The organism is Streptomyces sp. NPDC048671, from assembly GCF_055587045.1.
Window position 1 is genome coordinate 418,780 of record NZ_JBVJHB010000005.1, and the last position, 26,683, is coordinate 445,462.

The 26,683-nt window shown below is 70.6% G+C and carries 24 protein-coding genes; 12 read left to right on the forward strand and 12 right to left on the reverse strand.

Going from position 1 to position 26,683, the window contains the following annotated elements; genetic code table 11:
- Position 1: 1 nt before the first annotated feature.
- Positions 2–199 (reverse strand): helix-turn-helix transcriptional regulator, encoded by a 198-nt coding sequence (locus ACZ6S6_RS12980; protein WP_362962531.1) that lies wholly within the window; start codon positions 197–199, stop codon positions 2–4.
- Positions 200–512: 313 nt separating this feature from the next.
- Here ACZ6S6_RS12980 and ACZ6S6_RS12985 point away from each other — a divergent pair, with 313 nt between their 5' ends.
- Positions 513–857, forward strand: a complete 345-nt coding sequence (locus tag ACZ6S6_RS12985) for a hypothetical protein (RefSeq protein WP_469705510.1) — start codon at positions 513–515, stop codon at positions 855–857.
- 139 nt (positions 858–996) lie between these two features.
- Here the strand turns inward: ACZ6S6_RS12985 and ACZ6S6_RS12990 are convergent, their stop codons facing one another.
- Positions 997–1,935 carry a sugar phosphate isomerase/epimerase family protein gene (locus tag ACZ6S6_RS12990; protein WP_362962528.1) on the reverse strand — a complete coding sequence of 313 codons (939 nt, stop codon included), beginning with the start codon at positions 1,933–1,935 and terminating at the stop codon, positions 997–999.
- A gap of 147 nt (positions 1,936–2,082) precedes the next feature.
- Here ACZ6S6_RS12990 and iolC point away from each other — a divergent pair, with 147 nt between their 5' ends.
- The 5 genes from iolC to mmsA are packed head-to-tail and all read left to right on the forward strand — an operon-like array spanning position 2,083 to position 8,424.
- Complete coding sequence (gene iolC, locus ACZ6S6_RS12995; protein ID WP_469705513.1) at positions 2,083–3,210, forward strand: 5-dehydro-2-deoxygluconokinase; 1,128 nt, start codon at positions 2,083–2,085, stop codon at positions 3,208–3,210.
- A complete protein-coding gene (locus ACZ6S6_RS13000) occupies positions 3,207–4,154 on the forward strand; it encodes a Cgl0159 family (beta/alpha)8-fold protein (protein WP_362962524.1) in 948 nt (315 codons plus the stop codon). Before iolC ends, ACZ6S6_RS13000 begins: the two co-directional genes overlap by 4 nt.
- Positions 4,151–5,032 carry a 5-deoxy-glucuronate isomerase gene (gene iolB / locus ACZ6S6_RS13005; protein ID WP_362962522.1) on the forward strand — a complete coding sequence of 294 codons (882 nt, stop codon included), beginning with the start codon at positions 4,151–4,153 and terminating at the stop codon, positions 5,030–5,032. Before ACZ6S6_RS13000 ends, iolB begins: the two co-directional genes overlap by 4 nt.
- Positions 5,029–6,912, forward strand: coding sequence for a 3D-(3,5/4)-trihydroxycyclohexane-1,2-dione acylhydrolase (decyclizing) (gene iolD / locus ACZ6S6_RS13010; RefSeq protein ID WP_469705517.1), 1,884 nt, complete (start codon positions 5,029–5,031; stop codon positions 6,910–6,912). The genes iolB and iolD overlap by 4 nt, the downstream gene beginning before the upstream one ends.
- Before the next feature lie 12 nt (positions 6,913–6,924).
- Complete coding sequence (gene mmsA / locus ACZ6S6_RS13015) at positions 6,925–8,424, forward strand: CoA-acylating methylmalonate-semialdehyde dehydrogenase (protein WP_469705519.1); 1,500 nt, start codon at positions 6,925–6,927, stop codon at positions 8,422–8,424.
- 125 nt (positions 8,425–8,549) lie between these two features.
- Here the strand turns inward: mmsA and ACZ6S6_RS13020 are convergent, their stop codons facing one another.
- Both ACZ6S6_RS13020 and ACZ6S6_RS13025 read right to left on the reverse strand, forming a co-directional pair.
- Positions 8,550–9,839 (reverse strand): sporulation protein, encoded by a 1,290-nt coding sequence (locus ACZ6S6_RS13020; protein ID WP_469705521.1) that lies wholly within the window; start codon positions 9,837–9,839, stop codon positions 8,550–8,552.
- 438 nt (positions 9,840–10,277) lie between these two features.
- Positions 10,278–10,529: a hypothetical protein gene (locus tag ACZ6S6_RS13025; RefSeq protein WP_469705523.1), complete on the reverse strand. Its 252-nt coding sequence runs from the start codon at positions 10,527–10,529 to the stop codon at positions 10,278–10,280.
- Between the two features lie 81 nt (positions 10,530–10,610).
- On the opposite strand from ACZ6S6_RS13025, the gene ACZ6S6_RS13030 reads away from it, so the two are divergent.
- On the forward strand, positions 10,611–11,252 hold the full coding sequence (locus ACZ6S6_RS13030) for a DUF4291 domain-containing protein (protein ID WP_469705525.1): 642 nt from the start codon (positions 10,611–10,613) through the stop codon (positions 11,250–11,252).
- A gap of 187 nt (positions 11,253–11,439) precedes the next feature.
- On the opposite strand, the gene ACZ6S6_RS13035 is transcribed toward ACZ6S6_RS13030, so the two are convergent.
- Positions 11,440–11,859, reverse strand: coding sequence for a hypothetical protein (locus ACZ6S6_RS13035; RefSeq protein WP_469705527.1), 420 nt, complete (start codon positions 11,857–11,859; stop codon positions 11,440–11,442).
- Between the two features lie 228 nt (positions 11,860–12,087).
- Here ACZ6S6_RS13035 and ACZ6S6_RS13040 point away from each other — a divergent pair, with 228 nt between their 5' ends.
- The 5 genes from ACZ6S6_RS13040 (at position 12,088) to ACZ6S6_RS13060 (ending at position 18,900) form a co-directional block, all read left to right on the forward strand.
- Positions 12,088–12,786 carry a hypothetical protein gene (locus ACZ6S6_RS13040; protein ID WP_469705529.1) on the forward strand — a complete coding sequence of 233 codons (699 nt, stop codon included), beginning with the start codon at positions 12,088–12,090 and terminating at the stop codon, positions 12,784–12,786.
- Between the two features lie 138 nt (positions 12,787–12,924).
- Complete coding sequence (locus ACZ6S6_RS13045; protein ID WP_469705531.1) at positions 12,925–15,588, forward strand: alpha/beta fold hydrolase; 2,664 nt, start codon at positions 12,925–12,927, stop codon at positions 15,586–15,588.
- Positions 15,585–16,463 (forward strand): ABC transporter permease, encoded by an 879-nt coding sequence (locus ACZ6S6_RS13050; protein ID WP_362962504.1) that lies wholly within the window; start codon positions 15,585–15,587, stop codon positions 16,461–16,463. The genes ACZ6S6_RS13045 and ACZ6S6_RS13050 overlap by 4 nt, the downstream gene beginning before the upstream one ends.
- 228 nt (positions 16,464–16,691) lie before the next feature.
- Complete coding sequence (locus ACZ6S6_RS13055; protein WP_469705534.1) at positions 16,692–18,299, forward strand: vWA domain-containing protein; 1,608 nt, start codon at positions 16,692–16,694, stop codon at positions 18,297–18,299.
- Between the two features lie 103 nt (positions 18,300–18,402).
- Positions 18,403–18,900, forward strand: coding sequence for an anthrone oxygenase family protein (locus tag ACZ6S6_RS13060; protein ID WP_362962500.1), 498 nt, complete (start codon positions 18,403–18,405; stop codon positions 18,898–18,900).
- A gap of 197 nt (positions 18,901–19,097) precedes the next feature.
- Here ACZ6S6_RS13060 and rhaS read toward each other — a convergent pair whose 3' ends face one another.
- The 7 genes from rhaS to ACZ6S6_RS13095 form a co-directional block, all read right to left on the reverse strand.
- Positions 19,098–20,183: a rhamnose ABC transporter substrate-binding protein gene (gene rhaS, locus ACZ6S6_RS13065; protein WP_362962498.1), complete on the reverse strand. Its 1,086-nt coding sequence runs from the start codon at positions 20,181–20,183 to the stop codon at positions 19,098–19,100.
- A 97-nt stretch (positions 20,184–20,280) separates the two neighbouring features.
- Positions 20,281–21,333 carry an ABC transporter permease gene (locus ACZ6S6_RS13070; protein ID WP_469705537.1) on the reverse strand — a complete coding sequence of 351 codons (1,053 nt, stop codon included), beginning with the start codon at positions 21,331–21,333 and terminating at the stop codon, positions 20,281–20,283.
- A complete protein-coding gene (locus ACZ6S6_RS13075) occupies positions 21,317–22,372 on the reverse strand; it encodes an ABC transporter permease (protein WP_362962494.1) in 1,056 nt (351 codons plus the stop codon). Before ACZ6S6_RS13075 ends, ACZ6S6_RS13070 begins: the two co-directional genes overlap by 17 nt.
- Positions 22,369–23,910, reverse strand: coding sequence for a sugar ABC transporter ATP-binding protein (locus ACZ6S6_RS13080; protein ID WP_362962492.1), 1,542 nt, complete (start codon positions 23,908–23,910; stop codon positions 22,369–22,371). Before ACZ6S6_RS13080 ends, ACZ6S6_RS13075 begins: the two co-directional genes overlap by 4 nt.
- A gap of 340 nt (positions 23,911–24,250) precedes the next feature.
- On the reverse strand, positions 24,251–25,105 hold the full coding sequence (locus ACZ6S6_RS13085; protein ID WP_469705540.1) for an ABC transporter permease: 855 nt from the start codon (positions 25,103–25,105) through the stop codon (positions 24,251–24,253).
- Complete coding sequence (locus tag ACZ6S6_RS13090) at positions 25,065–25,925, reverse strand: ABC transporter ATP-binding protein (protein ID WP_362962488.1); 861 nt, start codon at positions 25,923–25,925, stop codon at positions 25,065–25,067. Before ACZ6S6_RS13090 ends, ACZ6S6_RS13085 begins: the two co-directional genes overlap by 41 nt.
- Positions 25,922–26,377 carry a MarR family winged helix-turn-helix transcriptional regulator gene (locus ACZ6S6_RS13095; RefSeq protein WP_469705543.1) on the reverse strand — a complete coding sequence of 152 codons (456 nt, stop codon included), beginning with the start codon at positions 26,375–26,377 and terminating at the stop codon, positions 25,922–25,924. The genes ACZ6S6_RS13090 and ACZ6S6_RS13095 overlap by 4 nt, the downstream gene beginning before the upstream one ends.
- Positions 26,378–26,683 lie beyond the last annotated feature (306 nt).

Consider the following 26,683-nt stretch of genomic DNA (forward strand, 5'->3'; position numbering starts at 1 on the left):
GTCAGTCCCGGCGGCCCCGGTTGCCGGGACGGGTGGCGACCCAGGCACGGATGGTGTCCGCGTACCAGTAGGGCTTGCCGCCCTCCACATGATCCGGTGACGGGAGGAGACCGTGTTTGCGGTAGGAGCGAACGGTGTCCGGCTGCACCTGGATGTGTGCGGCGATGTCCTTGTAGGACCAGAGCCTTCTGTCCGTCATAAGTGAACACCTCTCTGCACCGCAGCGGCAGCCTGGGCTCCGCCGGGCGAGCTGCGGAACGGACGCTGACGGACACCCAGCCTGTGTCCGGTGAACGAGGACAGTGAGAGACGGGGAGGGGCTGTCGAGCGCCTGTGACAGAAATCTCGCGCAATGGAGATATCCATGACGAAGGAGTGATCTCTGTGACGGAAGCAGCACAATGGGGCAAATGGTGGTTGCCTGCCCCAAGGGGCAGGCGTTCCGCCTTCCATACCCTCAGATGTGCCTCAACTCAGGTCATACTGGCGCCGGCTCCGGGCATGATCGGTCCATGACTGGTTTCGGGAAGCAGAACATGACCGTCCTCGTACTGCGCGAGGCGGACGACATCAGCACCGTGCTCCGGCGGGCTCTGGACACCGCGTCCGCCGAGGAACGCCCCGGCCTGGAAAGGGCCATGGCGCTCACCGCCGAGGCCGCTGCGGTTCCGGACGCGGAACTGCGCGGCCGCTGGGCCCTGCGAAGGATGGCGTCGACCGGCTACGACGGGCCGCCCCACACCGTGGCCGCGATCAAGGCGCTGCGCAAGGCCGAGCGGGGGCTGAGCCTGCTCCAGGCGGTGAACCTGTCGAAGGACGCGGAGGCCGCCCAGGCAGCGGAGCCGGCCGCCCCGTAAACCGGAGGCAATGACGGGCGGCACTGCACCAGACTCCACCCGTGACCGCCGACTCACCACTACACCCGCACCCGCACCCGCACTCGCTCCCCACGGAGGTGTGCCCGGCGGGCAGCGGCCGGTGCAAGGGGCGTCGCCCTCAGCTGTCAGGCGTGCCAGGGCGCTGACCGGTGCCGCAGGAGCGCAGGAACTCCCTGGTCCGGCGGGCGATCGGGAACGGCTTGTCGGGCGGGCACGGGTACATGTCCTGCTCGACGATCGCGAACAGGTCGACGTCCAGCCGGCGGGCGGCGTCCAGGACCGGCGCGAGGGCGGGTACCCCGCCCGGCGGTTCGCACATCACCCCGCGTGCCACGGCGGGCCCGAACGGCACTTCGTTCGCGACCACTTCGGCCAGGATCTCCGGGTCGACCTGCTTGAGGTGCAGATAGCCGATCCGTTCACCGTAGGTCTCGATCAGTTTGACGCTGTCGCCGCCGCAGTAGGCGTAGTGCCCGGTGTCGAGGCAGAGCGAGACCAGGGCCGGGTCGGTGGCGTCGAGGAAGCGGCTGACGTTCTCCTCGCTGTCGATATGGGTGTCGGCGTGCGGGTGGACGACGATGCGCAGACCGTAGCGTTCCCGCACCTCGCGGCCCAACCGCTCGGTCTGGGTGGTGAGGTCACTCCACTGCTCCGCCGTGAGGGTGCGGTCCTCCAGCACCTCGCCCGTCTTGTCGTCGCGCCAGAACGACGGGATGACCACAAGATGGTCCGCGCCCATCGCCCGGGTGAGTTCCGCGATCTCGGCGACATGCGCCCAGGTCCGTTCCCAGACGCCCGGACCGTGGTGCAATCCGGTGAAAACGGTGCCTGCCGAAACGGTGAGCCCGCGGCTGCGGGTCTCGTCGGCGAGGCGGGCCGGGTCGGTCGGCAGGTAGCCGTACGGGCCGAGCTCGATCCACTCGTAACCGGCGGTGGAGACCTCGTCGAGGAAGCGGTGCCAGGGCACCTGCTGCGGATCGTCGGGGAACCACACCCCCCAGGAGTCGGGCGCGGAGCCGATGCGGATGCGGGCCGGAGCGGATGCGGAGGTGGTCATGCGGTCCAGCCTCACCGTCCGGGGAGATGAGTGTCAAGCATTAGTCCGTATGTCCGGACCAATCATTGACAGCGTTCGGGGGAGAAGTTAGACCGGGGGCGACAGTTGCGTCCGCCAGCTGCCGTACCGGTCGTCGAAGGGACACAGATGCCTGAGCCGTACGACGTGATCACCATGGGCCGGATCGGAGTGGATCTCTACCCTCTGCAGACGGGCCTGCCGCTCGCCAGGGTGGACGCCTTCGGGAAGTTCCTCGGCGGTTCGCCCACCAACGTCGCTGTCGCGGCGGCCCGTCTCGGCCGGCGCGCCGCGGTGGTGACCCGGACGGGGCAGGACGCGTTCGGGGAGTACCTCCACCAGCAGCTCAGGGAGTTCGGGGTGGACGACCGATGGGTGACGGCCGTCGAGGAGTACCCGACCCCGGTCACCTTCTGCGAGATCTTCCCGCCCGACGACTTCCCGCTCTACTTCTACCGGCAGCCCAAGGCCCCGGACCTGGAGATCCACGCGTCGGAACTGGATCTGGAGGCCATCGGATCCGCCCGGGTCTTCTGGATGACCGGCACCGGACTCTGCGCCGAACCCAGCTGCTCCGCGACGCTCGCCGCGCTGCGGGCCAGGAACCGTTCGGGCATCACCGTCTTCGACCTCGACTGGCGCCCGATGTTCTGGGAAGCCCCACCGGACACCGCAACGGACACCCCACCGGACACCGCAACGAATGCGCCACCGGACACCCCACCCCACACCCCGCTGGCCCACACCCCGCCGGCCCCCACCCCACCCCACCTCGTAGCCTCCGCCCGCTACCGCGAGGCACTCGCCCACGCCACCGTCGCCGTGGGCAACCTCGACGAGTGCGCGATCGCGACCGGCGAGCGCGAACCGTACGCCGCGGCCCGCGCCCTCCTCGCCGCCGGGGTCGAGCTGGCCGTCGTCAAGCAGGGCCCCGGGGGCGTCCTCGCGGTCCACCGCGACGGCACGGTGGCCGATGTCCCGCCGCTCCCCGTCGAGGTGGTCAACGGCCTGGGCGCCGGCGACGCGTTCGGCGGCGCGCTCTGCCACGGCCTGCTCGCCGGCTGGGAGACCGACCGCATCATGCGGTACGCCAACGCCGCCGGCGCCATCGTCGCCTCCAGGCTCGCCTGCTCCTCCGCGATGCCGTTCCCGTACGAGGTAGAAGCGGCCCTCGCCGCGGGCTCCGTCACCGCCACGGCCCCACGCCCCGGCGCCAGCGTCCCCACTGCCCCCACCGAATCCGGGGCGGCCTCATGACGGCCCCGGCCTCTTCCGTCTCCGACCTCGTCCACCTGCGCATGCGCCATCCGGAAGCCGTCGCGGAGGCCGCCACCCGGCGGCGCAGACGGCCGCTCGTCGGCAGCAGCGGGCGGCTGATGATCATCGCCGCCGACCATCCGGCCCGCGGCTCCCTCGCCGTCGGCGACCGTGAACTCGCCATGGCCAACCGGTTCGAGCTGCTGGACCGGCTCTGTCTGGCGCTCTCCAGGCCCGGCGTCGACGGAGTCCTCGCCACCGCCGACATCCTCGACGACCTGCTGCTCCTGGGCGCGCTGGAGGACAAGGTCGTCATCGGCTCGATGAACCGGGGCGGGCTGGCCGGTGCCGCCTTCGAGCTGGACGACCGGTTCACCGGCCACCGCCCCGAGGACCTCGCCCGGCTCGGCTTCGACGCGGGCAAGCTCCTGCTGCGGATCGACTACCACGACCCCGGCTCCCTCGACACGATGCACACCACCGCCCGCGCGATCGACGCCATGGCCGCGCACCGGCTGCCGGTCTTCGTCGAACCGTTCCTCTGCCGCCGCACCGGCGGCAAGGTCCGCAACGACCTGAGCGCCGCGGCGGTGAGCACCTCCATCGCCATCGCCTCGGGACTCGCCGGCACCTCCGCGTACACCTGGCTCAAGGTCCCTGTCACCGAGAAGCCCGAGGACATGGCGCAGGTCATGGAGAGTTCCACGCTGCCCGCCGTGCTGCTGGGCGGCGAGGTGGGCGAGGACCAGGACGGCGCGTACGAGAGATGGCGCACCGCGCTGCGACTGCCCACCGTCCGGGGGCTGGTGGTGGGGCGGTCGCTGCTCTACCCGTCCGACGGGGACGTGGGCGCCGCGGTCGACACGGCCGTATCACTGCTCGAACCGGGCGCGACGGGTGGGGAAACAGGTGGGGAAACGGGTAGGGAAAGGGAAGGGGAATGACCATGCGCGGAGAACCGAGGTACCACGTGACCGCCGGCAGTGCGGCGCGCGGTCCCTACGCCCTCGACATCGGTCCGGAACAGGCCGGCTGGGAACGGTCGAGCCTGCGTGTGGTGGAGCTCGAACCGGGAGGAGTTCACACACTTGTCACCGGGGAGAGCGAGTGGATCGTGCTGCCGTTGACGGGTGCCTGTACGGTGCACATCTCAGATGAGATCTTTGAACTGCTGGGCCGGAAAAGCGTGTTCAGCGGGGTATCCGACTTCGCGTACGTACCGCGTGACGCCCATGCACAGATCGCCTCCGGCGCAGGCGGCCGCTTCGCCCTGGCAGGAGCGAAGTGCGAGCGACGACTCCCCGCTCGCTACGGCCCCGCGCCGGAGGTACCCGTCGAGCTGCGCGGCTCCGGCAACTGCTCCCGCCAGGTCCACAACTTCGCCGCCGCCGACACCTTCGACTGCGACCGGCTGATCGCCGTCGAGGTCCTCACCCCCGGGGGCAACTGGTCCTCCTACCCACCGCACAAGCACGACGAGCACCACCCCGGCGAGGAGTCCGTCCTGGAGGAGATCTACTACTTCGAGGTGGCGGACGACGGCCTCGGCTACCACCGGGTGTCCCCGTCCCGCCCCGGCGGTACGGACGTGCTGGCCGAGGTCCGCACCGGCGACGCGGTCCTCATCCCGGACGGCTGGCACGGCCCGTCCATCGCCGCGCCCGGCCGCACGCTGTACTACCTGAACGTGATGGCGGGCCCGGGGGAGGAGCGGCAGTGGCTGATCCGCGACCACCCCGACCACGGCTGGATCCGTGACACCTGGCCGTCCCAGCCCATGGACCCCAGGCTCCCGCTCCACGGACCGGAGGATCACGCGTGAGTACGCGCCGTCTCACCACCGCACAGGCACTGGTGGACTTCCTCGCCGTGCAGTACACCGAACGCGACGGCAGCCGCCATCGGCTGATCGGCGCCACCTGGGGGATCTTCGGCCACGGCAACGTCGCGGGCGTCGGGCAGGCGCTCCTGGAGGCAGGGGCCGCCATGCCCTACCTCCAGGGCCGCAACGAGCAGGCCATGGTGCATGCGGCCGTCGGGTACGCCCGCCAGTCCGGCCGGCTCTCCGCGCACGCCGTCACCACCTCCATCGGTCCGGGCGCCACCAACCTCGTCACCGGTGCGGCCCTCGCCACCATCAACCACCTCCCGGTCCTGCTGCTGCCCGGCGACACCTTCGCGACCCGCCCCGCCGAGCCCGTGCTCCAGCAGCTGGAGGTCCCCTCCCAGGGCGACATCTCGGTCAACGACTGCCTGCGCCCCGTCTCCCGCTACTTCGACCGGATCAACCGCCCCGAGGCGCTGATCCCGGCCGCGCTCCGGGCCGTGCGGGTCCTCACCGACCCGGCGGAGACCGGCGCCGTCACGCTCGCGCTGCCGCAGGACGTCCAGGCCGAGGCGTACGACTGGCCGGCCGAGTTCTTCGCCGAACGCGTCTGGCACGTACGCAGACCGGCCCCCGACCCGGATGAACTCGACCGGGCGGTGCGGGCGGTGCGGGCCGCCCGCCGGCCGCTGATCGTGGCAGGCGGCGGAATCCGTCACAGCGCGGCCGAGGAGGCCCTGGCCGCCTTCGCCGCCGCCACCGGGATCCCCGTCGCCACGACCCAGGCGGGCAAGGGCTCCCTGCGGCACGACCACCCCGCCGACGTCGGCGGCATCGGCCACACCGGCACCGCGACCGCCGACGCCCTGGCGCGCACCGCCGACCTGGTGATCGGGGCCGGCACCCGCTACACCGACTTCACCACCGCGTCGGCCACCCTCTTCGCGAACCCGGACGTCCGCTTCCTCAACCTCAACATCACCGGCTTCGACGCCCACAAGCTCGGCGCACTCCCGCTCGTGGCCGACGCCCGCGCCGGACTCGAAGCCCTCACCACCGCCCTGGCCGGCGGCGACGGCCACCGGACCGACGCCGCGTACGAGAGCGAGTACACCGGTGCCAAGGCCCGCTGGGAGCAGCGCGTCGACGCCGCGTACGCCACCCCCGACCCGGACGCCCGCCCCACCCAGGCCCAGGTACTCGGCCTCCTCGACGAACTGGTCACCGACGACGACATCCTGATCAACGCGGCCGGTTCACTCCCCGGCGACCTGCACAAACTCTGGCGGACCCGGTCGCCGCGGCAGTACCACGTCGAGTACGGCTACTCCTGCATGGGATACGAGATCCCCGCCGCGATCGGCGTCCAGCTGGCCGCCCCCGGCACCCCGGTCTGGGCGCTCGTCGGCGACGGCACATACCTCATGAACCCCACCGAGATCGTCACCGCGGTCCAGGAGAACCTGCCCGTCAAACTGGTCGTCCTGCAGAACCACGGGTACGCGTCGATCGGCGGACTCTCCGAGTCCGTCGGCGCCGAACGCTTCGGTACGGCCTACCGCCACCGGTCGGCGGACGGTGGCTTCACCGGCCCGCCGCTCCCCGTCGATCTCGCGGCGAACGCGGCCTCCCTCGGCATGCGGGTACTGCGTACGAGGACAGTGCGTGACCTGCGGGAAGCCCTTGCCGAGGCGCGGGCGGCGGACCGTCCCACTTGTGTCTACGTCGAGACCGAAACGGCAGACACAGTGTCGGGGCCCCCTCCGGCACAGGCGTGGTGGGATGTTCCCGTGGCCGAGACGGCCACTCGCCCGTCGGCGGCAAGAGCCCGGGAAGAGTACGAACGTCACGTCACCGACCGACGCAGCCACCTCTGAAGGAGTCACAGCATGAAGACCGTCAACCACTGGATCGGTGGCAAGACCGTCGAGGGCGCGTCGGGCAACTACGGCCCGGTCACCGACCCGGCCACCGGCGCCGTCACCACCCAGGTCGCGCTTGCCTCCCCGGACGAGGTCGACGCCGCGGTGGCCGCGGCGAAGGGCGCGTACGCGACGTGGGGCACGTCGTCGCTGTCCGCCCGCACGGCGATCCTGTTCCGCTACCGTGCTCTGCTGGACGCCCACCGGGACGAGATCGCCGCGCTGATCACCGCCGAGCACGGCAAGGTGCACTCCGACGCGCTGGGTGAAGTGGCCCGCGGTCTGGAGATCGTCGAGCTGGCCTGCGGCATCACCACCCAGCTCAAGGGCGAGCTGTCGACCCAGGTGTCCACCCGCGTCGACGTCTCCTCGATCCGTCAGTCGATCGGTGTCGTCGCCGGCATCACGCCGTTCAACTTCCCCGCCATGGTGCCGATGTGGATGTTCCCGCTCGCCATCGCCTGCGGCAACACGTTCGTGCTCAAGCCCAGCGAGAAGGACCCGTCGGCCGCCAACCTGCTGGCCGAACTGGCCTCCGAGGCCGGTCTGCCGGACGGCGTCCTGAACGTCCTGCACGGTGACAAGGTCGCCGTCGACGGGCTGCTGAACCACCCGGACGTATCCGTCGTCTCGTTCGTCGGGTCGACCCCGATCGCCCGCTACATCCACGCCACGGCCTCCGCCAACGGCAAGCGCGTCCAGGCGCTCGGCGGTGCGAAGAACCACATGCTGGTGCTGCCGGACGCGGACCTCGACGCCGCCGCCGACGCCGCCGTCTCGGCCGCGTACGGCTCCGCCGGCGAGCGCTGCATGGCGATCTCCGCGGTCGTCGCCGTCGGCGCGATCGCCGACGACCTCGTCGCCCGGATCAAGGACCGCGCCGAGAAGATCAAGATCGGCCCCGGCAACGACCCGGCGTCCGAGATGGGCCCGCTGATCACCGCCGTCCACCGCGACAAGGTCGCCTCCTACGTCACCGGCGCCGCGGCCCAGGGCGCCGACGTCGTCCTCGACGGCACCGGCCACACGGTCGAGGGCTTCGAGGACGGCCACTGGATCGGCCTCTCGCTCCTCGACAACGTCTCGACCGACTCGGACGCGTACAAGGACGAGATCTTCGGCCCGGTCCTGTGCGTGCTGCGCGTCGACACGTACGAGGAGGGCGTCGCGCTGATGAACGCCTCGCCGTACGGCAACGGCACCGCGATCTTCACCCGCGACGGCGGCGCCGCCCGCCGCTTCCAGCTGGAGATCGAGGCCGGCATGGTCGGCATCAACGTCCCGATCCCGGTGCCGGTGGGCTACCACTCCTTCGGCGGCTGGAAGGACTCGCTCTTCGGCGACCACCACATCTACGGCAACGACGGAGTGCACTTCTACACCCGCGGCAAGGTCACCACCACCCGCTGGCCGGACCCGGCCGACGCCCCGGCCGGCGTGGACCTGGGCTTCCCCAGCAACCACTGACCCGGTAGCTCCACCGACCGTCAGCTCCACCGACCGTCAGGACCGGCCGGGACCGTCAGGACCGGCCGGGACCGCACTCCGGTCCCGGCCGGTCCCGTACTCCGGTCCCGTACTCCGAACCCGGTTCAGGCCGCCGTCAGCGAGCGCGTCGCCTTCCGGACGTCCGACAGGTAGGTGACGACCTGCGGGTCCCCGCGCCAGGGCTCCAGCGAACGGCCGTACACGCGCAGGTACTCCATTCCGCGCAGGCTCCCCAGCCGGGTGAAGAGGTTCAGCGACTCGCGCCCCAGGTACAGGCTCTGGGCGAGGTCGCCGTTCTGGGCGTGCGCCGATGCCAGGACCGAGAGCCGGACGCTCCGCGAGCGGGCGAACGCGTCCGACGGCATGGGGCCGATGGCGTTCCAGGCGAAGGTGGCCTTGTGGTTGCCGAGGTCGCGGAAGGCCTCGGTCGCGTCGGTGATGATCCGCTGCTGGTTGAAGAACCCGATCCAGGCGGGTCCCTCGCTGTCCGAGCCGCGTTCCGCCAGCCGCTCCGACCGCGCGATGCACGCGCTCGTCGCCCGTTCGTCGCCCGCGCGGGCGTGCGACCGGGCCTCGATCAGTTTGGCGAAGCCCGCCACCCGCGGATCGAGGGTGTTCCCGCGCTGGTACGCGCCCTGGGCCATGTCGATGGCCTCCGAGGTGAATCCGCGCATCAGCGACTGCATCGCCATGGTGGTGAGGACGTACGCGCCCAGATCGGCGTCGCCGCCGGCCCGTGCCAGCCGTAACGCCTGGATGAAGTGACGCTGGGCGATGCTGTGCTGTCCCGCGTCGAAGGCCGTCCAGCCGGCCAGCCGCGCCATCTCCGCGGTGACCCGGAACAGATCACGCCCCACCGACTCCGAGTAACTGCCGCGGAGCAGCGGTGCGACGCGCCCGTACAGGTACTCCGTGAGGGACGTCGACTTCCTGTTCGCCCCGCCGAAGCGGGAGTCCCACAGCCGGGCGCTGTCGGCGGCCTCCCTGAGCTCCGCGATGTGCTCCCGGTCGACGGAGGGCCCGGCGGTGCGTGCACGGGTGGAATCCGCCGGATCGATGAGCCAGCGGGTGAACGGGGTGGCGAAGGCGGAGATGGCGAACGTCTGGCTGGTGAGGAACTGACGGCGGTTCACAGCGCTCCAATAGGCCGATGCTTCGTTCACTGCGTCGTCCTGGTGACGGGCGAACTCCAGGCCCAGCCCGCTCGTGTCACGCTCCGAGCTCTGCATCCCGATCTCCGCGAGAGACACCGGTCTGCCCAGCAGCTCGGACAGGGCGATGCGGATGAGCCGTGGGGTCGGCGGCTTCGGGACCATGCCGCGGCGGCACCAGTTCGCCACGGACGTGTGCGTGTACTGGGTGGACTGTCCTTCCCGGGAGGCGAGTTCGTTCACCCGGTGAGCAAGTCGCTTATGGCTCGCACCCGATCGGGCGACGATCTCCTCAAGGCTTGGATTTCCCTGACGCTCACTTCTCCGGGCTTCCGTCATTCCGCCTCCTTTCTCTCGAAGCGTACCGACGCCACGGACCCCACAGGCAGGGTGCGCGAGTTGTGAGCCCCCTTGTGAGCCCTGCGCGCTTCCGTGCTCCCGCGCTGTTATGGGGACATCAAGCCCCGTACGGGCCGTCGAGACCGTGAACGCCGTGCAGGCCGAGGGATCCGAGCTGTCCGGACCGTGGGCCGAAGAGGCCGCGAAGTCGATGTAAATGCCCAGAACGCCCTTGGGGCGTCGGAGCGTTCTGAGGCGGAGGTCCGAAAATGTTCGACCTGATCGAGTTATCGGTGGTTCTCTCTCCGGCGGCGACGCTGGAAGTTCACCTTCCGATTGGATTCATTCTCTATCTGATCTTCTCGCGCTCTTCCCGAAAGTAGTTCCACCGGGTGGCAGCGGTCCGCGCAAGCGGCGCCCACTGCCACCCGGACCCGGACAGAACTGCAGGGCCGCTCCCCCGGGGGCGGCCGAGATGACGAACGCGGCCACCATCGCGGCCACCAGGACCAGCTGGCCGGCCCACACCATCGTCTTGACCAGCACGGTGTACGCCCCCACGGCCCGCACCGCGCACTCACCGAGGAGCGCCACACAGTGTCCGCGGATGACACACGACGAGGCCGCACGGAAACCCGTTCGCCGACGGCACACCGGCGGTGCTGTGATGAGGCCATGACCGCACCGACCCCACAGCAGCACGAGATCCGCGCGCTCCACACAGACACCACCATCACCGTCTACCAGGCGTACTCCCCGTCCCTCGGTCTCCCCGCCGCCCGCGACGGACGCTTCCCGCCCGCCTGGAAGCGTGACCGCATGACGTGGATCAAGCCCAGTTTTCTGTGGATGATGTATCGCTGCGGCTGGGCCATGAAGGAGGGCCAGGAGACGGTCCTGGCCGTAGAGATCGCCCGTGAGGGCTTCGACTGGGCACTCGCGAACGCCGAACTCTCGCACTACGAACGGGGCGTGCACCCCGACCTCGCCACCTGGCAACGCAGCCTGCGCCGCGCCCCGACGCGGGTCCAGTGGGACCCCGAACGCGATCTGCACCTGAACCGCCTCCCGTACCGCTCCCTCCAGCTCGGCCTGTCGGGGGAGGCGGCGCGGTGTTACGCGGACGAGTGGACGGTGTCCGTCCGCGATGTCACGCCGCTGGCCAGGGAGATCCATGGGCTGGTGCGGGAGGGCCGGGACGGGGCGGCCGCGCGGTTGCTGCCGGGGGAGGCGCCGTACGCGGCTCCCGGGCACCTGCCGGGCCTCCGAGGTCGACTGTCCGGAATGTCGACTCATTCCTTGGGCGACAACAGATAACGCTGAGGTAGCAGCTTCCGCGGCGGCGGTATCTCGCAGCCGCGGGCGTGCTCGTGGTTGGTGCGGAAGTTGAGCGCGGTGTCGCCCGGCCCCGCGTTGTATCCCAGTCGGGGCGGGAGTGCGACCTGCACTTGAACCGCCCCCACTCGCCCTTGCTCTCGCCGCGCAGTTTCAGCTCGAAGCCCGACTACTGGCAGAGATCTCCGACTGTCGGAGGCGTGCCATCGAGATACCAGCGAGAGTCCTTCGTGGTCACCATCCAGGGAGTGCATACCGCTGCACCGTCGCGGTCATTTCCCTTCACCACGAGGTAGCTTGTTTTCTCCCGCTTCTCAAGAACGAGCTCGGCGTTCAACGCGTCAGCGTCTTTGAGGCGGTCGATGAAGGTCTCCGCGTAATCGTCAGCCACGCTGTCCTCGTCGAACAAGCGCTGAAGGTGTTCGGCGTCTTCCCCTTGTACCGCGGTCCGTGCGCCGTCCCGCAGCGCGGTCAACGAGTCCGCCCCCTCGGCAGGTTCATTGGTGATGGCGACGCAGATCCACACAATCCAGCCGAGGAAAACAGCCAGGCAAGCCCCCAGAATCGAGCGCTTCTTCCACGTCTGCATCCTTTGTGCAGGCATAGGTTTCCCCCTCCGAAATGAACCAATTGTGGTCTGCGGCCTCGCCCTCCAGCCTCGGACTCTCACCCTAGGTGCTCCTGTGGGGTGCCGGAGAACTGGCCGCTCACCGGAACTGGTGGACCGCCCCCGCCTTGTCCCGTTGCCGCCGTACGACGGACGGTGTGCCGTGTTTCACCGGGAAAAATGAAGTCAGGTTTCGGCTTGGGGCGGAGCATGATCTACCGGGTGACGAGGGAAGCGGATACGGGCGGGAACGTCGATGGTGCCGACGTGTGGCACGAGCGGCTGGGTTGGGCGTACGGGCTGATAGCGAGCGATCCGGTTGAACATGCTGCGGCGCTTGTCCGTCTGGCTGACACCGAGCGGAACACCCGGGACGCTCGGGATCGGTACACCAAGACGTGGCGACGGCGGTATTCGCTGGGGCGGAAGGCGGCGCACAGGAACTACCAGGAGGTCCGGAGGTATTCGCTGCCCGAGGGGCTGTGGGACCGGCCGGCCGGTTCGGACATCGCTGCGTGGCCGGGTCTTCCCTACGGACTGCTCTTCCTGGAGTGGGAGGCGGAATATCCGCAGGAGTGGACACGGCATGCCAAGGCATGGGGCACGAAGGAGGGCCTCATTCGAGACGTGGCTGTCGCTCACCACGACGAGACGGTCAGAGCCAGGCTTGCGGACCTGATCATGATCGTCGTCCAGCGGCCTTATCGCTGCAAGGACCGCGAGTACGTGCGCGTGGCCAGGGCCGTGGACAGTGACGACCTGCGCGGCAGGCTTGAAACGGCGTCCCGTTCGGACAACCCATGGGCCCGGCGCCATGCCGGGTACGTTCTCCGGCTCCTGGACCGCCCCGAGGTGCCGAATACGCGTCACGTCTGGCGGACCTGGCTGGCGGCGGCATCCAGCGAGTGAGCACTGGCCGGCAACGCCCCGGGGGCCGGGCATACCGCAGGGGGAGTACGACCGCGGAGCGCCGTACGCCCTGAGGAGGCCGGGTACCTCCCCCTGGCGGCTGCGTGGACGTGGTGGGGGCCCGCTTAGGCTCGACACATGGAGACCCCTCACGCGCGTACGTCCCGGTGGCGGCGCCTGCTGCCCCGCAGTCGCGGCCGGTGGGCCGCCGGTATCGCCGCACTCGTCGTGCTGGCCGGGGCCGGCACCTGGACCGCCGTGGCCGACGACAGCGCGCCGGCCGTGCACCGCCAGGACCGGATGATGCGCATCGACGGGGTGTCCATCGACACCTCGTACTTCACCACCGGCGGTTCACGGCGCCGGCCCGCAGTGCTCATCGGGCACGGCTTCGGCGGCAGCAAGGCCGACACCCGGTCGCAGGCCCAGCAGTTGGCGGCGGACGGATACGCGGTGCTGACCTGGTCCGCCCGCGGCTTCGGCAAGTCCGGCGGAAAGGTCGCGCTCAACGCACCCGACGCCGAGGTGAAGGACGTCTCCCGGCTGATCGACTGGCTGGCGGACCGGCCCGAGGTTCAGCTCGACGCCGCGGGCGACCCCAGGGTCGGGGTCACGGGCGCCTCCTACGGCGGAGCGATCTCGCTCCTCGCCGCCGGGTACGACCGGCGCGTCGACGCCATCGCCCCGGAGATGACGTACTGGAACCTCGCCGACGCGCTGTTCCCCGACGGGGTGTTCAAGAAACTCTGGGCCGGCCTCTTCGTCACCACCGGCGGCGGCTGCCAGAACCTGGAGAAGCGGCTCTGCGAGATGTACGAGCGGGTCGCCGTCAGCGGGAAACCGGACGCCGCCGCCCGTGCGCTGCTCACCGAGCGGTCACCGAGCGCCGTGGCCGACCGCATCAAGGTGCCGACGCTGATCATGCAGGGGCAGACCGACTCCCTCTTCCCGCTCGGACAGGCCGACGCCATGGCGAAGGCCATCAAGGCCAACGGCGCGCCCGTCTCCGTCGACTGGGTCACCGGCGGACACGACGGCGGCGACAAGGAGTCCCACCGGGTGCGGCAGCGGGTCGGCCACTGGTTCGACCGCTACCTGAAGGGCGACAAGGGCGCCGACACCGGACCCGCCTTCCGCGTCACCCGGACCGGAGGCATCGACTCCACCGACGGCGCCGCGCTCACCCGCGGCGCGAGCGGCGACACCTACCCGGGGCTGACCAGCGGGGAGGAGCGGATCGAGCTGCGGGGCCGGCGGACCCAGACGTTCACCAACCCCGCCGGGGCGAGCCCGCCCGCCATCTCCGCCGTGCCCGGCATCGGCGGCGGCCTCGCCCAGCTGTCCACGCTCGGCGTCGGGCTCTCCGTCGACTTCCCCGGGCAGAACGCCCGCTTCGAATCCGCCCCGCTGAAGACCGGGCTGCACATCACCGGCTCGCCGACCGTGCGCGTGAACGTGAAGGCGGGGCAGGGCGACGCGGTCCTGTTCGGCAAGGTGTACGACGTGTCGCCGGACGGCAAGCAGCAGGTGCTGCCCTCCCAGCTCGTCGCCCCCTACCGGATCACCCCCGACCAGCAGGGCAAGCCCCTGACGCTGACGCTGCCCGCCGTCGACCACGCACTCGACTCCGGACACCGGCTCCGGCTCGTGCTGGCCGCCACCGACCTCGGCTACGCCTCCCCGGCCGCGCCGGCCACGTACACCGTCTCCCTCGACGGCCCACTCACCGTTCCCACCGCACCCGGCCTCACGACCGCGTCGGCCGCCCTGCCCTGGTGGACCTGGGGGCTCCCGGCCGCCGCCGTCGTGATCGCCTCCGCCCTGCTGCTCACCATGCGGCGCCGGACCGCCGGCCCCGCCCCCGACCCCGCACTCACCGACGTACCGCTCCAGATCACCGGCCTGTCGAAGAAGTACGCCAAGTCCGCCGACCGGTACGCGGTCCGGGAGCTGTCCTTCCGGGTCGAGAAGGGCCAGGTGCTCGGGCTGCTGGGACCCAACGGCGCGGGGAAGACCACCACGCTGCGCATGCTGATGGGGCTCATCACCCCCGACGACGGAGAGATCAGGGTCTTCGGGCGGGCCATCCGGCCCGGGGCGCCCGTGCTGTCACGGGTCGGGTCCTTCGTCGAGGGCGCCGGATTCCTGCCGCACCTGTCCGGCCGCGCCAACCTGGAGCTGTACTGGCAGGCCACCGGGCGGCCCGCCGCGGACTCGTACATCGAGGAGGCCCTGGAGATCGCCGGCCTCGGCGACGCACTGGCACGGGCCGTCCGCACGTACTCGCAGGGCATGCGGCAGCGGCTCGCCATCGCCCAGGCCATGCTGGGCATGCCGGACCTCCTCATCCTCGACGAACCGACCAACGGCCTCGACCCGCCACAGATCCGCGAGATGCGCGACGTGATGATCCGGTACGCGGCCGGCGGCCGGACCGTCATCGTCTCCAGCCACCTCCTGTCCGAGGTCGAACAGTCCTGCACCCACCTGGTGGTCATGGACCGGGGCCGGCTCGTCCAGGCGGGCCCGGTCGCCGAGATCACCGGCTCGGGCGACATGCTGCTCGTCACCTCGGCGGACGAGCTCACCGAACCCCTCGTGGAGAAGATCGCCGCACTGCCGGGCATCGGCTCCGCCGTCCGCACGGACGACGGGCACGGGCTCCTGGTCCGGCTCGACGGGGTGACCTCCCCGCAACTGATCGCCGAACTGGTCAGGCTGGACGTGCCGTTGACCGGTGTCGGGCCGCACCGCCGCCTGGAGGACGCGTTCCTCACCCTGATCTCCGGAGGCTCCGCATGAGTACCGCAGCCGAAGTCACCGAGGCCCCCCAGGCGCCCGGATACCGCGCCCGGCACACCCTCCCGCTGCGGGTGGAGGCCGCACGGCAACTGCGCAGGCGGCGCACCCTGCTCATGGGCGGGGTGCTGGCCGCGCTGCCGTTCATCCTGATCATCGCGTTCGCGATCGGCGGCACCCCGGACGGCGGGCCCGGGGGCGGCGGTCGGCTCACCCTGATGGACACCGCGACGCAGTCCGCCGCGAACTTCGCCGCGACCTGCCTGTTCGTCTCGGCCGGGTTCCTGCTCGTGGTCCCGGTGGCGCTGTTCTGCGGCGACACCGTCGCCTCCGAGGCCAGTTGGTCCTCGCTGCGCTATCTGCTGGCGGCGCCCGTGCCCCGGGCACGGCTGCTGTGGAGCAAGCTCGTCGTCGCGCTCGGCTTCAGCCTCGCCGCGATGGTGCTGCTGCCGCTCGTCGCCCTGGCCGCGGGAGCCGCCGCGTACGGCTGGGGGCCGCTCGAACTGCCCACCGGCGGCGCGCTCGCGACCGGGGACACCGTGCCGCGGCTCGCGCTCGTCGTCGCGTTCATCTTCGTCTCCCAACTCGTCACCGCCGGGCTGGCGTTCTGGCTGTCGACCAGGACGGACGCTCCGCTGGGCGCGGTCGGCGGCGCGGTCGGGCTGACCATCGTCGGCAATGTGCTGGACGCCGTCACCGCACTCGGCTCCTGGCGCGACTTCCTGCCCGCCCACTGGCAGTTCGCCTGGGCGGACGCGCTCCAGCCCGACCTGGAGTGGGGCGGCATGGTGAAGGGCGCGTCGATCTCGGTGACGTACGCCCTGATCCTGTTCGCTTTCGCCTTCCGCGGGTTCAGCCGTAAGGACATCGTCTCCTGACCCGTGTCCTGGCCCGTTCCCTCACCCGTTTCCTGGCCCGTTCCCTCACCCGTTTCCTGACCCGTTCTCTCACCCGTTTCCTGAACCTGATATTCCGCTGAACTGCCGCCCGTCGTTGCCGCCCGTCGTTGCCGCATCGAGATGCTTCCGCAACGTCTGCGCCGGCTCCCGAGGCCCCGCTCGCACGTCACATTCACACGTGGACACGACGAGGCAGGGGGTACGGGGATGGAACGGCGGACACGGATGTACCGGGGGGCGCTGGGGCTGCTCCTGGCGGGCGGGGTGCTGCTCACGGGCTGCACGGGGTCGGGGGAGGGATCCGGCGGCAAGAGCGTCGCCTCGGACCGCCGGGGAGCGCCCGCCCCCGCCCCGGCCGCAACGGGCGGGGCGGGCGGGGCGGGCGGGGCGGGCAGGGCGGGCGGCACAGCTCAGGACCGTGCGAAGAAGGCGGACGGGCTGAAGGAGTCCGCACCGCCCGACTACCTGTCCACCTTCGCCCTGGACGTCGACACCGCGTCCTACGGATACGCGCGCCGCACGCTCTCGGACGGCAGACTGCCGGAGCCGGAGACCGTACGGCCGGAGGAGTTCGTCAACAGCTTCCGCCAGGGATACCGGCGCCCGCAGGGCAATGGCTTCACGGTCTCCGTCGACGGGGCACGGGCCGGCGCCGAGGGCGGCGACTGGTCGCTGGTACGGGTCGGCCTGGCGACCAGGGCCGCGCCGAGCAGCGCCGAACGGCCGCCCGCCGCCCTCACCTTCGTCGTCGACATCTCCGGCTCGATGGCCTCGGCGGACCGGCTCGGCCTGGTGAAGACCTCGCTCGGCATCCTCACCGACGAACTGCGCGACGACGACTCGGTCTCCCTGGTCACCTTCAGCGACGAGGCGGAGACCGTGCTGCCGATGACCCGGCTGCGGGACCACCGCGGAAAGATCCACGACGCCGTCGACTCCATGGAGGCCACCGATTCCACCAATGTGGCGGCAGGCGTCCGGCGTGGATACGAGGAGGCGGTGGACGGCCACCGCAAGGGCGCCAACAACCGGGTCGTCCTGCTCTCCGACGCGCTCGCCAACACCGGGGAGACCGACGCCGACGCGATCCTCGAACGGATCGGCTCCGCCCGCCGCGAGTACGGCATCACCCTCTTCGGGGTCGGGGTCGGCAGCGACTACGGCGACGAGCTGATGGAGCGGCTCACCGACAAGGGCGACGGCCACACCACGTACATCGCGGACGAGGAGCAGGCCCGCAAGGTCTTCGTCGACCAGCTGCCCGCGCACCTCGAACTGACGGCGCGCGACGCCAAGGCGCAGGTGGCCTTCGACCGGAAGACCGTCGAGAAGTTCAGGCTGATCGGCTACGAGGACCGCAAGGTCGCCGACGAGGACTTCCGCGACGACAGCGTGGACGGCGGCGAGGTCGGCCCCGGCCACACGGTGACGGCGCTCTACGCCGTGCGTCTGCGGGACGGTGCCTCGGGCCATGTGGCCACCGCGACGGTGCGCTGGCTGGACCCCAAGTCCCGGGCCGCGCACGAGGAGACGGGTTCGGTGGGGACCGGGGCGATCGAGGGGAGGCTCTGGGGCGGCCGCAGCACCCGGCTCCAGGTGACGGCCGTGGCCGCCTACTTCGCCGACACCCTGCGCGGCGGCGGGCTCCCGGGCACGCCCGGACTCGGCGAACTCGCCTCCAGGGCCAAGGCGCTGGCCGCCGCGACGGAGGACGACTCTGTGGCGAAACTGGCCACCGCGATCGGCCGCGCGGACCGGCTCAGGGGCGGCCACGAGGACACCGGAACGAGTTCGGGAGAGGGCGAGATGGGCTGACCCGGGCCGCCCGCGCCGAGGCCGGAACCGGCAGCGGACCTTTGATCGTACAGCAGTGCGAAATCAGGCTGTGCGGCCGGGTCCGCTGCGCCATGATGAGCCCATGGCCTCCCTGTTCCTCTCCCTCGCCGTGATCGCGACCGGCCTCTACGCGGGCTTCCTGCTGACGTTCCTGATCGCGATCATGCCCGGCCTCGCGGTCCTGCCGGACGGTGACTTCACGGCCGCGATGCGCCGCTTCAACGAGAAGGTCCCCGGACCCGTGTTCCTGGTCATCTTCCTCGGCGTGATCGCCTTCCCGGCCGCCGTGCTCGTCGCCGAGACGGACGTATGGGGCCGGCCCCCGGTGGCCGCGGCGCTGGTCTGCGCCATCGGCTCGCACCTGGTCACGATCGCGGGCAACATCCCGCTCAACAAGGCGCTCGCCGCATCGGAATCACCGTCACAGGCGCGGACGCCCATGGCACCGGGCGAGGGCGAGGGCGAGGGCGGCGACAGCGCGGCCCGTACCGCGTTCGAGGCCCGCTGGAACATCCTCCACCAAGTCCGGACCGCGCTCTCGCTCGCCGCCTTCATCCTGCTGACCGTCGCCGCGAACTAGGGCCTGTATTGGGTTGTCCCGCGACGCCGCGGGACAACCCAATACAGGCCCTAGGGCGTGTGCGGGCAGGCCCGGATCCCCTGGGAACCCGGGCCCGCCCGCGGTGCCTCACGCCAGGCGTCCGCGCGTACGTTCAGCAGGAAGCAGACACGCTGCATGGGGTCAGGCGCTCCGGTGGGTGAAGTGGCGGCGAGGGCTCAGAAGTTGAACTTGTCGATGTTCTTCTTGTCGAACACGGTCGGCTTGCCGAGGATGACCTCGCCGTCCTTGCCGATCGTGTACTCGCCGAGCTTGCCCGCCTTGAACTTCTCGCCCTCCGCGCCGGTGATCTGACCGGACGCCAGCGCCGCCGCGGCGTACGAACCGAGGTATCCGAGCTCCTCCGGGTTCCACAGCGAGAACTGCTCGACGGTGTCGTCCTTGACGTACTTGCGCATCTGGTTCGGCGTGCCCAGGCCGTTCAGCACGACCTTGCCCTTGTACGAGGAGTCGCTCAGGTAGCGGGCGGCCGCCGCGATGCCGACCGTGGTGGGCGAGATGATGCCCTTCAGGTCGGGGTAGGCCTGCATCAGGCCCTGGGTCTGCTGGAACGACTTCTGGTCCGCGTCGTCCCCGTACGCCACCTTCACCAGCTTCATGTCCTTGTACTTGGGCAGCTTCAGCTCTTCCTTCATGAACTCGATCCAGGTGTTCTGGTTCGTCGCGTTCTGGGTGGCCGAGAGGATCGCGATCTTGCCCTTGTAGCCGAGCTGCTCACCGAGGTGCTGCACCAGGCTGCGGCCGATCTCCTCGGAGCTCGCCTGGTTGATGAAGAGCTGGCGGCACTCCTTCGCGGTGTCGGAGTCGTACGCCACGACCTTGATGTTCTTCTTCATGGCCTGCTTCAGCGGGCCACACACCGCGTTCGGGTCGTTGGCGGCGACCAGGATCGCGTCCTGGCGCTGCTGGATCAGCGTGTTGATGTAGCTGACCTGGGAGGAGGCGCTGGCGTCGGACGGGCCGACCTCCTTGCCCGTACCGCCGTACTCCTTGGTCGCCGCGATCCCCGCGTCGTCGACGATCTTCTCGTACGGGTTGTTGATCTGCTTGGGCAGGAAGGCGAGCTTCAGCCCCTTCTTCAGTGCCGCGTCCGGATCGGCCTTCGCCGTGGCCTCGGCCTTCGTGGACTCCTTGTCGGAACTGTCCTTCGTGGTGCCGGAACAGGCGCTGAGGGCGAGGGCGAGCGAGAGCGCGGTGGCGGCGGTGGCGACGGCGCGGCGCCCAGCGGCATTGCGGAGCATCATGACGGCGGTGTGCCTTTCGAGGAGTACGTACGAGGACGAAGCAGGAGGAGAAGCACAGAGAAGGCGGAGAAGGAGAAGGAAGGAGAAGAGGGAGGGATCAGGGGCGGGCGCCGGCGGCGCGCCGGTGGCGTCGTTCGACCACGGCCGCGATGACGCGTGGGGTGAGGACGGACGCCACGAGCAGCAGACCGGTCACGATGACCTGCACCTCGTTGGCGATGTCATTGAGGGTCAGCAGGTTCTTCAGGACACCGATGAGCAGCACCCCGGCGACCGCGCCGAAGAGCGTGCCCTTTCCGCCGTCGAAGTCGATGCCGCCGAGCAGCACGGAGGCGATGACGAGCATTTCGAAGCCGAGCCCGTTGTCGGCGCGGGCACTTCCGTAGCGGAGGGTGAAGACGATCCCCGCGAAGGCGGAGAACAGCCCGGTGACGACGAACAGCAGCAGCTTGATCCGCTTGACCCGGATGCCCGCGAAGTACGCGGCCTCCTCCTGCGCCCCGATCGCGAACAGGGAACGCCCCAGGCCGGTCGCGTGCAGCACGATCGCGGTGACCACGGCGAGCACGATGAACAGCAGGACGGGGTACGTGAGGAAGGTGCCGGGCACGGTGGTCGTGTCGACGGCCCAGTCGGAGTACGTCTGCGGGAAGTCGGTCACCGCGTCGCTGCCGAGCGCCACCGAGGCCAGGCCCCGGTAGAGCGCCAGGGTGCCGATGGTGACGGCCAGCGACGGCAGCCCGACCTTGGTGACCAGCCAGCCGTTGAGCAGCCCTCCGGCGACGCCCACCAGCAGCACCACCGGCACGATCGTCTCGAACGCCCACCCCGCGTCCCACAGCGCACCGGTCAGCGCACTGCCCAGGCCCAGCATCGAGGCGACCGACAGGTCGACCTGTCCGGCGACCACCAGAAGTGTCATCGGCAGGGCGATGAGGGCGACTTCGGCGATGTCGTTGAAGGCGAACGCGAGGTTGTCGCCCGAGCCGAAGCCGTCGGTGGTGCCGAGACCGACCACGACGACCGCCACCAGGAGCGCCCCGACCGCGGTGTCCCAGCGCAGCGCCAGGCCGCGCAGCGAACTCTTGGTCCTGGCGGACCCCCGCGGGGCCGCGGGCACCGCCTTCTCGGTCTCAGGCGCCATTGCCATGCCGGGCGCTCCTCTTCCTCAGTGCGGCGGTCATCCGCAGGTTCACGATTCGGTCGATGCTGATGGCCAGGAGCAGCAGCGCGCCGGTGATGGCGCCCTGCCAGAACGAGTCGACCTTCAGGACCACCAGCACGCTGCCGATGGTGGTGAGCAGCAGGGCGCCCAGTGCGGCGCCCCAGACCGTTCCCGTGCCGCCGGTGATGGCGACACCGCCGACGACGACGGCGCTCACGACGGTCAGCTCCCAGCCGTGCGCGTTGTCCGCGACGACCGTGCCGAACCGGGCGAGCCACAGGGTGCCGGCGAAACCGGCGACGGCCCCCGAGAAGGCGTACGCGGCCAGGATCCGGCGCCGGATCGGCACCCCGGCGAGCACGGCGGCCTCCGGGCTCGACCCGATCGCGTACAGCTCGCGCCCCGAGCGGTAGCTGCGCAGGAAGTACGCGGTCGCGGCGAGCAGCACCACGGTGATCAGCGGCAGATACGGCACGCCCAGGAGGCTCCCGCTGCCGAGGCCGAGGATCTGGTCGGGGACCTCGGCCGCGCCGATCTGGTCGCCCTGCGCCCACCAGTAGTCGACGCCCTGGATGATGTAGAGCATGCCGAGCGTCACGACGAGCGCCGGCACCCTGCCGAAGCTGACGAGCGCGCCGGAGACCAGCCCGCAGACCACTCCGATGGCGATGCCCAGCAGCATGACGGTGAGCACGCCGTGATCGGTGCCGGCCACGAACTTGCCGCAGGCGAAGGCGGAGAGCCCGACGACGGAGCCGACCGACAGATCGATGTTGCGGGTGATGACGACGGCCGACTGGCCGACCGCGAGCAGCACCAGGATCGAGGAGTTGAGCAGCAGGTCCTTGATGCCCTGGTCGGACAGGAAGCGCGGGTTGGCCAGGTAGGTGCCGAGGATCAGCAGGATCAGCGCCCCGGCGATGGAGATCTCGCGGGCCCGGAAGACCGTGTCCACGAGCGAGGCCGCGCTGCGGGCCGGCGCCTTCGGGCCGCCGTCCGGCGGGCTTACGACGGTGGTGGTCATGCCGCGTTCCTTTCGCCGAGTCCGGTCGCCGCCGCCATGACCGTCTCCTCGGTGGCCTGCGTGCGCGGGAGTTCGGCGACGAGCCGGCCCTCGTGCATGACGAGCACCCGGTCGGCCATGCCGATCACCTCGGGCAGGTCGGAGGAGATCATCAGCACGGCGAGCCCTTCGGCGGCCAGTGCGGAGAGCAGCCGGTGGACCTCGGCCTTGGTGCCGACGTCGATGCCGCGGGTGGGTTCGTCGACGATGAGTACGCAGGGTTCGGTGGCCAGCCACTTGGCCAGCACGACCTTCTGCTGGTTGCCGCCGGAGAGGACGCCGACGGTGTCGGCCAGCCGGTTGTACTTGAGCTGGAGGCGCAGCGCCCAGTCGGCGGCCCGGTCGTGCTCCAGGGCCCGGCTGACCAGTCCGCCGCGGCGGACCTCGTCGAGCCCGGTGAGGCCGATGTTGCGCTCGATCGACATCTCCATGACGAGCCCGCGCTGCCTGCGGTCCTCCGGTACGAGGGCGAGCCCGGCGGCCATCGCCGCGGTGGGCGAACCGGGGCGCAGCGCGGTGCCGTTCACCCGTACCTCGCCCGCGTCGGCGCGGTCGACGCCGAAGACGGCCTGGGCCACCTCGGTACGGCCGGCCCCGACGAGCCCGGCCAGCGCCACGATCTCGCCCCGGCGCACCTCGAACGACACGTCGTGGAAGACGCCCTCCCGGGTCAGCCGGCTCACGGCGAGGGCGACCTCGCCGACGGCGGCGTCCTGCTTCGGGTAGAGGTCGTCGAGGTCGCGGCCGACCATGAGCCGCACGAGGCCGTCCTCGGTGAGCCCGTCCAGCGGTTCGGAGGAGATCCACCTGCCGTCGCGGAGGGTGGTGACGCGCTGGCACAGCTCGAAGATCTCGTCCAGCCGGTGCGAGATGAACAGCACGGCCGCACCCTCGGCGCGCAGCGCCCGTACGACGGAGAACAGCCTGGCCGTCTCGCTGCCGGTGAGCGCGGCGGTCGGCTCGTCCATGATCAGGACGCGGGCCTCGAAGGACAGCGCCTTGGCGATCTCGACGATCTGCTGGTCGGCGATGGAGAGCCCGCGGGCCGGCCGGTCGGGGGCCAGGTCCACACCGAGCCGGCGCATCAGCCCCGCGGTCGTGTCGTGCACGGCCCTGCGGTCGATCCGGCCGAAGGAACGCCGGGGCTGGCGGCCCATGAAGATGTTCTCGGCGATCGACAGATCGGGGAAGAGCGTCGGCTCCTGGTAGATGACGGCGATGCCCGCATCGCGGGCGGCGGCGGGCCCGTTGAAGACGACGGGCTGCCCGTCGAGCAGTACGACACCGTTGTCAGGGCGGTGCACCCCGGCGAGCGCCTTGATGAGGGTGGACTTTCCCGCGCCGTTCTCCCCGGCGAGTGCGTGCGCCTCACCGGGGAAGAGTTCGAGTGACACGTCCTGCAGAGCCCGTACGGCACCGAAGGATTTGCTCACACCCTTCAGCGCCAGAACCGGGGCCGGCTCCGGGGCCGAGTCCGGGCCCTTGGCGGACTTGTTCATGAGGGGCTCCTGAGCGGTGGACCGAGCCGGCGGAAGGCCGTAGGGACCCACACGTCGTGAAAGGTTTCAATCGGGCTCCTCGGAAGCTAGACGGGGATTGCAGGCGTAGTCAATGGGTGGGCAGCGGGAATTTCCTGAGGTTGGGGGGAGGTGCGGAGGGAAAATGGATGCAGACGGGTCGGGTGGGTAGGGGTCCTCGACGGCGCCTTGACGGGCCAGTTCTCTTCCGTCCTGGTGAATCGATTCACATACGTGGCTGCCGCACCGGCACGGAACCCCCGCACGGCTCCCACGGGAGCGGTGCGGGGGTTCCGTGCCGGTGCGGTACGGCGCTTCGTCCTCAGCGGGCGAGCCGGCCGAGCAGGGAGCCGGCGGCCGCGATGCCGACCGCGGCGGCGAAGGCCAGCACGCCGAAGTCCAGGCCGAGATGGGACGGCGTGCCGATGAGCAGGCCGCGCAGGGCGTCGACCTGGTAACTCAGCGGGTTCACCTTGCTGATCGCCTGGAGCCAGCCGGGCATCAGGGCGACCGGGTAGAGCGCGTTGGAGGCGAAGAACAGCGGCATGGTGATCGCCTGGCCGATGCCCATCAGCCGGTCACGGGTGAGAACGATCCCGGCGATCGACATCGACAGGCACGAGAAGAACGCCGAGGCGAGCACGACCACCGCGACCACGCCGAGCAGATGCAGCGGATTCCAGCTCATGCCGACGCCGAGCAGGGCGGCGATCACGATGACGACGACGGCCTGGATCACGGCCTTCACCCCGGCGGCGAACGCCTTGCCCGTCACGAGGGCGGGCCGGGGGGTCGGTGTGACCATGAGTTTGGTGAGGACGCCGGAGTCGCGCTCCCAGATGATCGTGATGCCGTAGAAGATCGCGATGAACATGGCCGACTGGGCGATGATCCCGGGCGCGAGGAAGTCGAGATAGGGGACGCCGCCGGTGGGGATGGCGTGGATGCGGGAGAACGTCGTGCCGAAGATCAGCAGCCAGAGCGCCGGCTGGACGGCACGGGTGTAGATCTCGGTACGGTCGTGCATCAGCTTCTGCAGTTCGACGGCGCACATCGCGCCGACCCGGGCCGGTACGACCTGCCAGCCGGTGCGGGGCGGTGGCGGGGTGAGCAGCAGGGCGAAGCGCGGGTCGGGCTCAGCCGCGGCGGGTTGCGGTGCGGCGGGTGCGGCGGACATCGTTGAACGCTCCCTTCTCTTCCTCGGACCCGGGGTCGTCCAGTCCGCTTCCGGAGTGGTACCGGAAGACGTCCTCCAGGGACGGCGGCGGTGAGGTGGGTTCGCCGGCTTCCCGGCGGTGGGCGACCAGTTCGTTCTTGAGCTCGGTGGGGGTGCCGAGCGCGCGGAGCCTGCCGAGGTGCATCAGGGCGAGCCGGTCGCAGCGGCGGTCGGCCTCGTCCATGGAGTGCGTGGTCACCAGCACGGTCATCCCGGTGCCGGTCCGGATCTCGTTGATCCGGTCCCAGACGCTGTCCCGGGCGATCGGGTCGAGGCCGATCGTCGGCTCGTCCAGGATCAGCAGACGGGGGGCGCTGACCAGGGCCTGGGCCAGTTCGAGGCGGCGCACCATGCCGCCGGAGTACGTGCCGGCGAGCCGGCCCGCGACATCGCCGAGGCCGACGGCGTCCAGGGCCTGGGCGACCCGTGCCGCACGCTCGCGGCGGGGCACGTCGTACACGCGGGCGAAGAGCTGGACGTTCTCCAGACCGGTGAGCCCCGCGTCGGCCGACAACTGCTGCGGTACGTAACCGAGCAGCCGCCGCACCGTCATCTGCTGCCGGGCCGCGTCGTGGCCGAACACCTCGACGACGCCGGTCGGCACGGGCAGCAGGGTGGTGATGGCGCGCATGGTGGTGGTCTTGCCCGCGCCGTTGGGACCGAGGAGCCCGAACACCTCACCGGGCCGGACCAGCAGGTCGAGGCCGTCGACGGCCTTCGAGCTGCCGAAGCTGTAGGTCAGAGCGGTGCAGCGGACGGCGGGCGCGGTTTCTGTGGTCACTCGGTCTCATCCCCCTCGCGCAGTGACGCGGCGAGTCTGTGCAGGGCCGGGAGCGCGGCGGCGAGTGCCGTGCGGTCGTCGGCGTCGAGTCCGGCCAGGTGCCGGCGGAAGAGTGCCTCACGGCGGGCGTGCCACTCATGCAGCTTCTCCACCCCCGCGGGGGTGGGATACAGCAGGGCGGCCCGCCCGTCTCCGGGGTCCTTCTCCCGCCGCAGGAGTTCCTCCGCGACCAGGTGGCTCACCAGTGTGCTGGCCGAGTTGGCCGCGAGGCAGAGGCTCCGTGCGGCCGTCGAGACCCGCACGCCGGGCTCGGTGGCCACCAGCCGCAGCAGTTCGGCGTGCGCCCCGCGCAGCCGGGGAGCGGACATGCCGTTCCACAGTCTGCGCCGGGCGAGCCGCTGGATGCGGGGCAGAAGTCCGGCGAGCTCATCAGGGAGATCGCTCGCCTTCACCCGTCCATTTTAGCTCTGTATGCGAGCTAATGTCGTTGAACTGCCCGCCCGCGTACCGGTCGCCGACTTCACGCCTCCACCGCCGTGTTCCCGCGGCGCGGGGCTGTCCGGTGGGCCGCGCGGGGCCGCGTCCGGTCCGGAGGGCCCTCGGGGGAATTACCCGTCGGGGCTCGCGGGCAACCACTCCCGGACGGGCTGCCACCCTCCTCATCAGGGGGTCCGTCCAGCCTTACGCCGTCACTACGCCGTGCCCGCTAACGTCCCTGCGACCAGCAAAAAGGCCCTCCCGAGGGAGGGCCCGACATC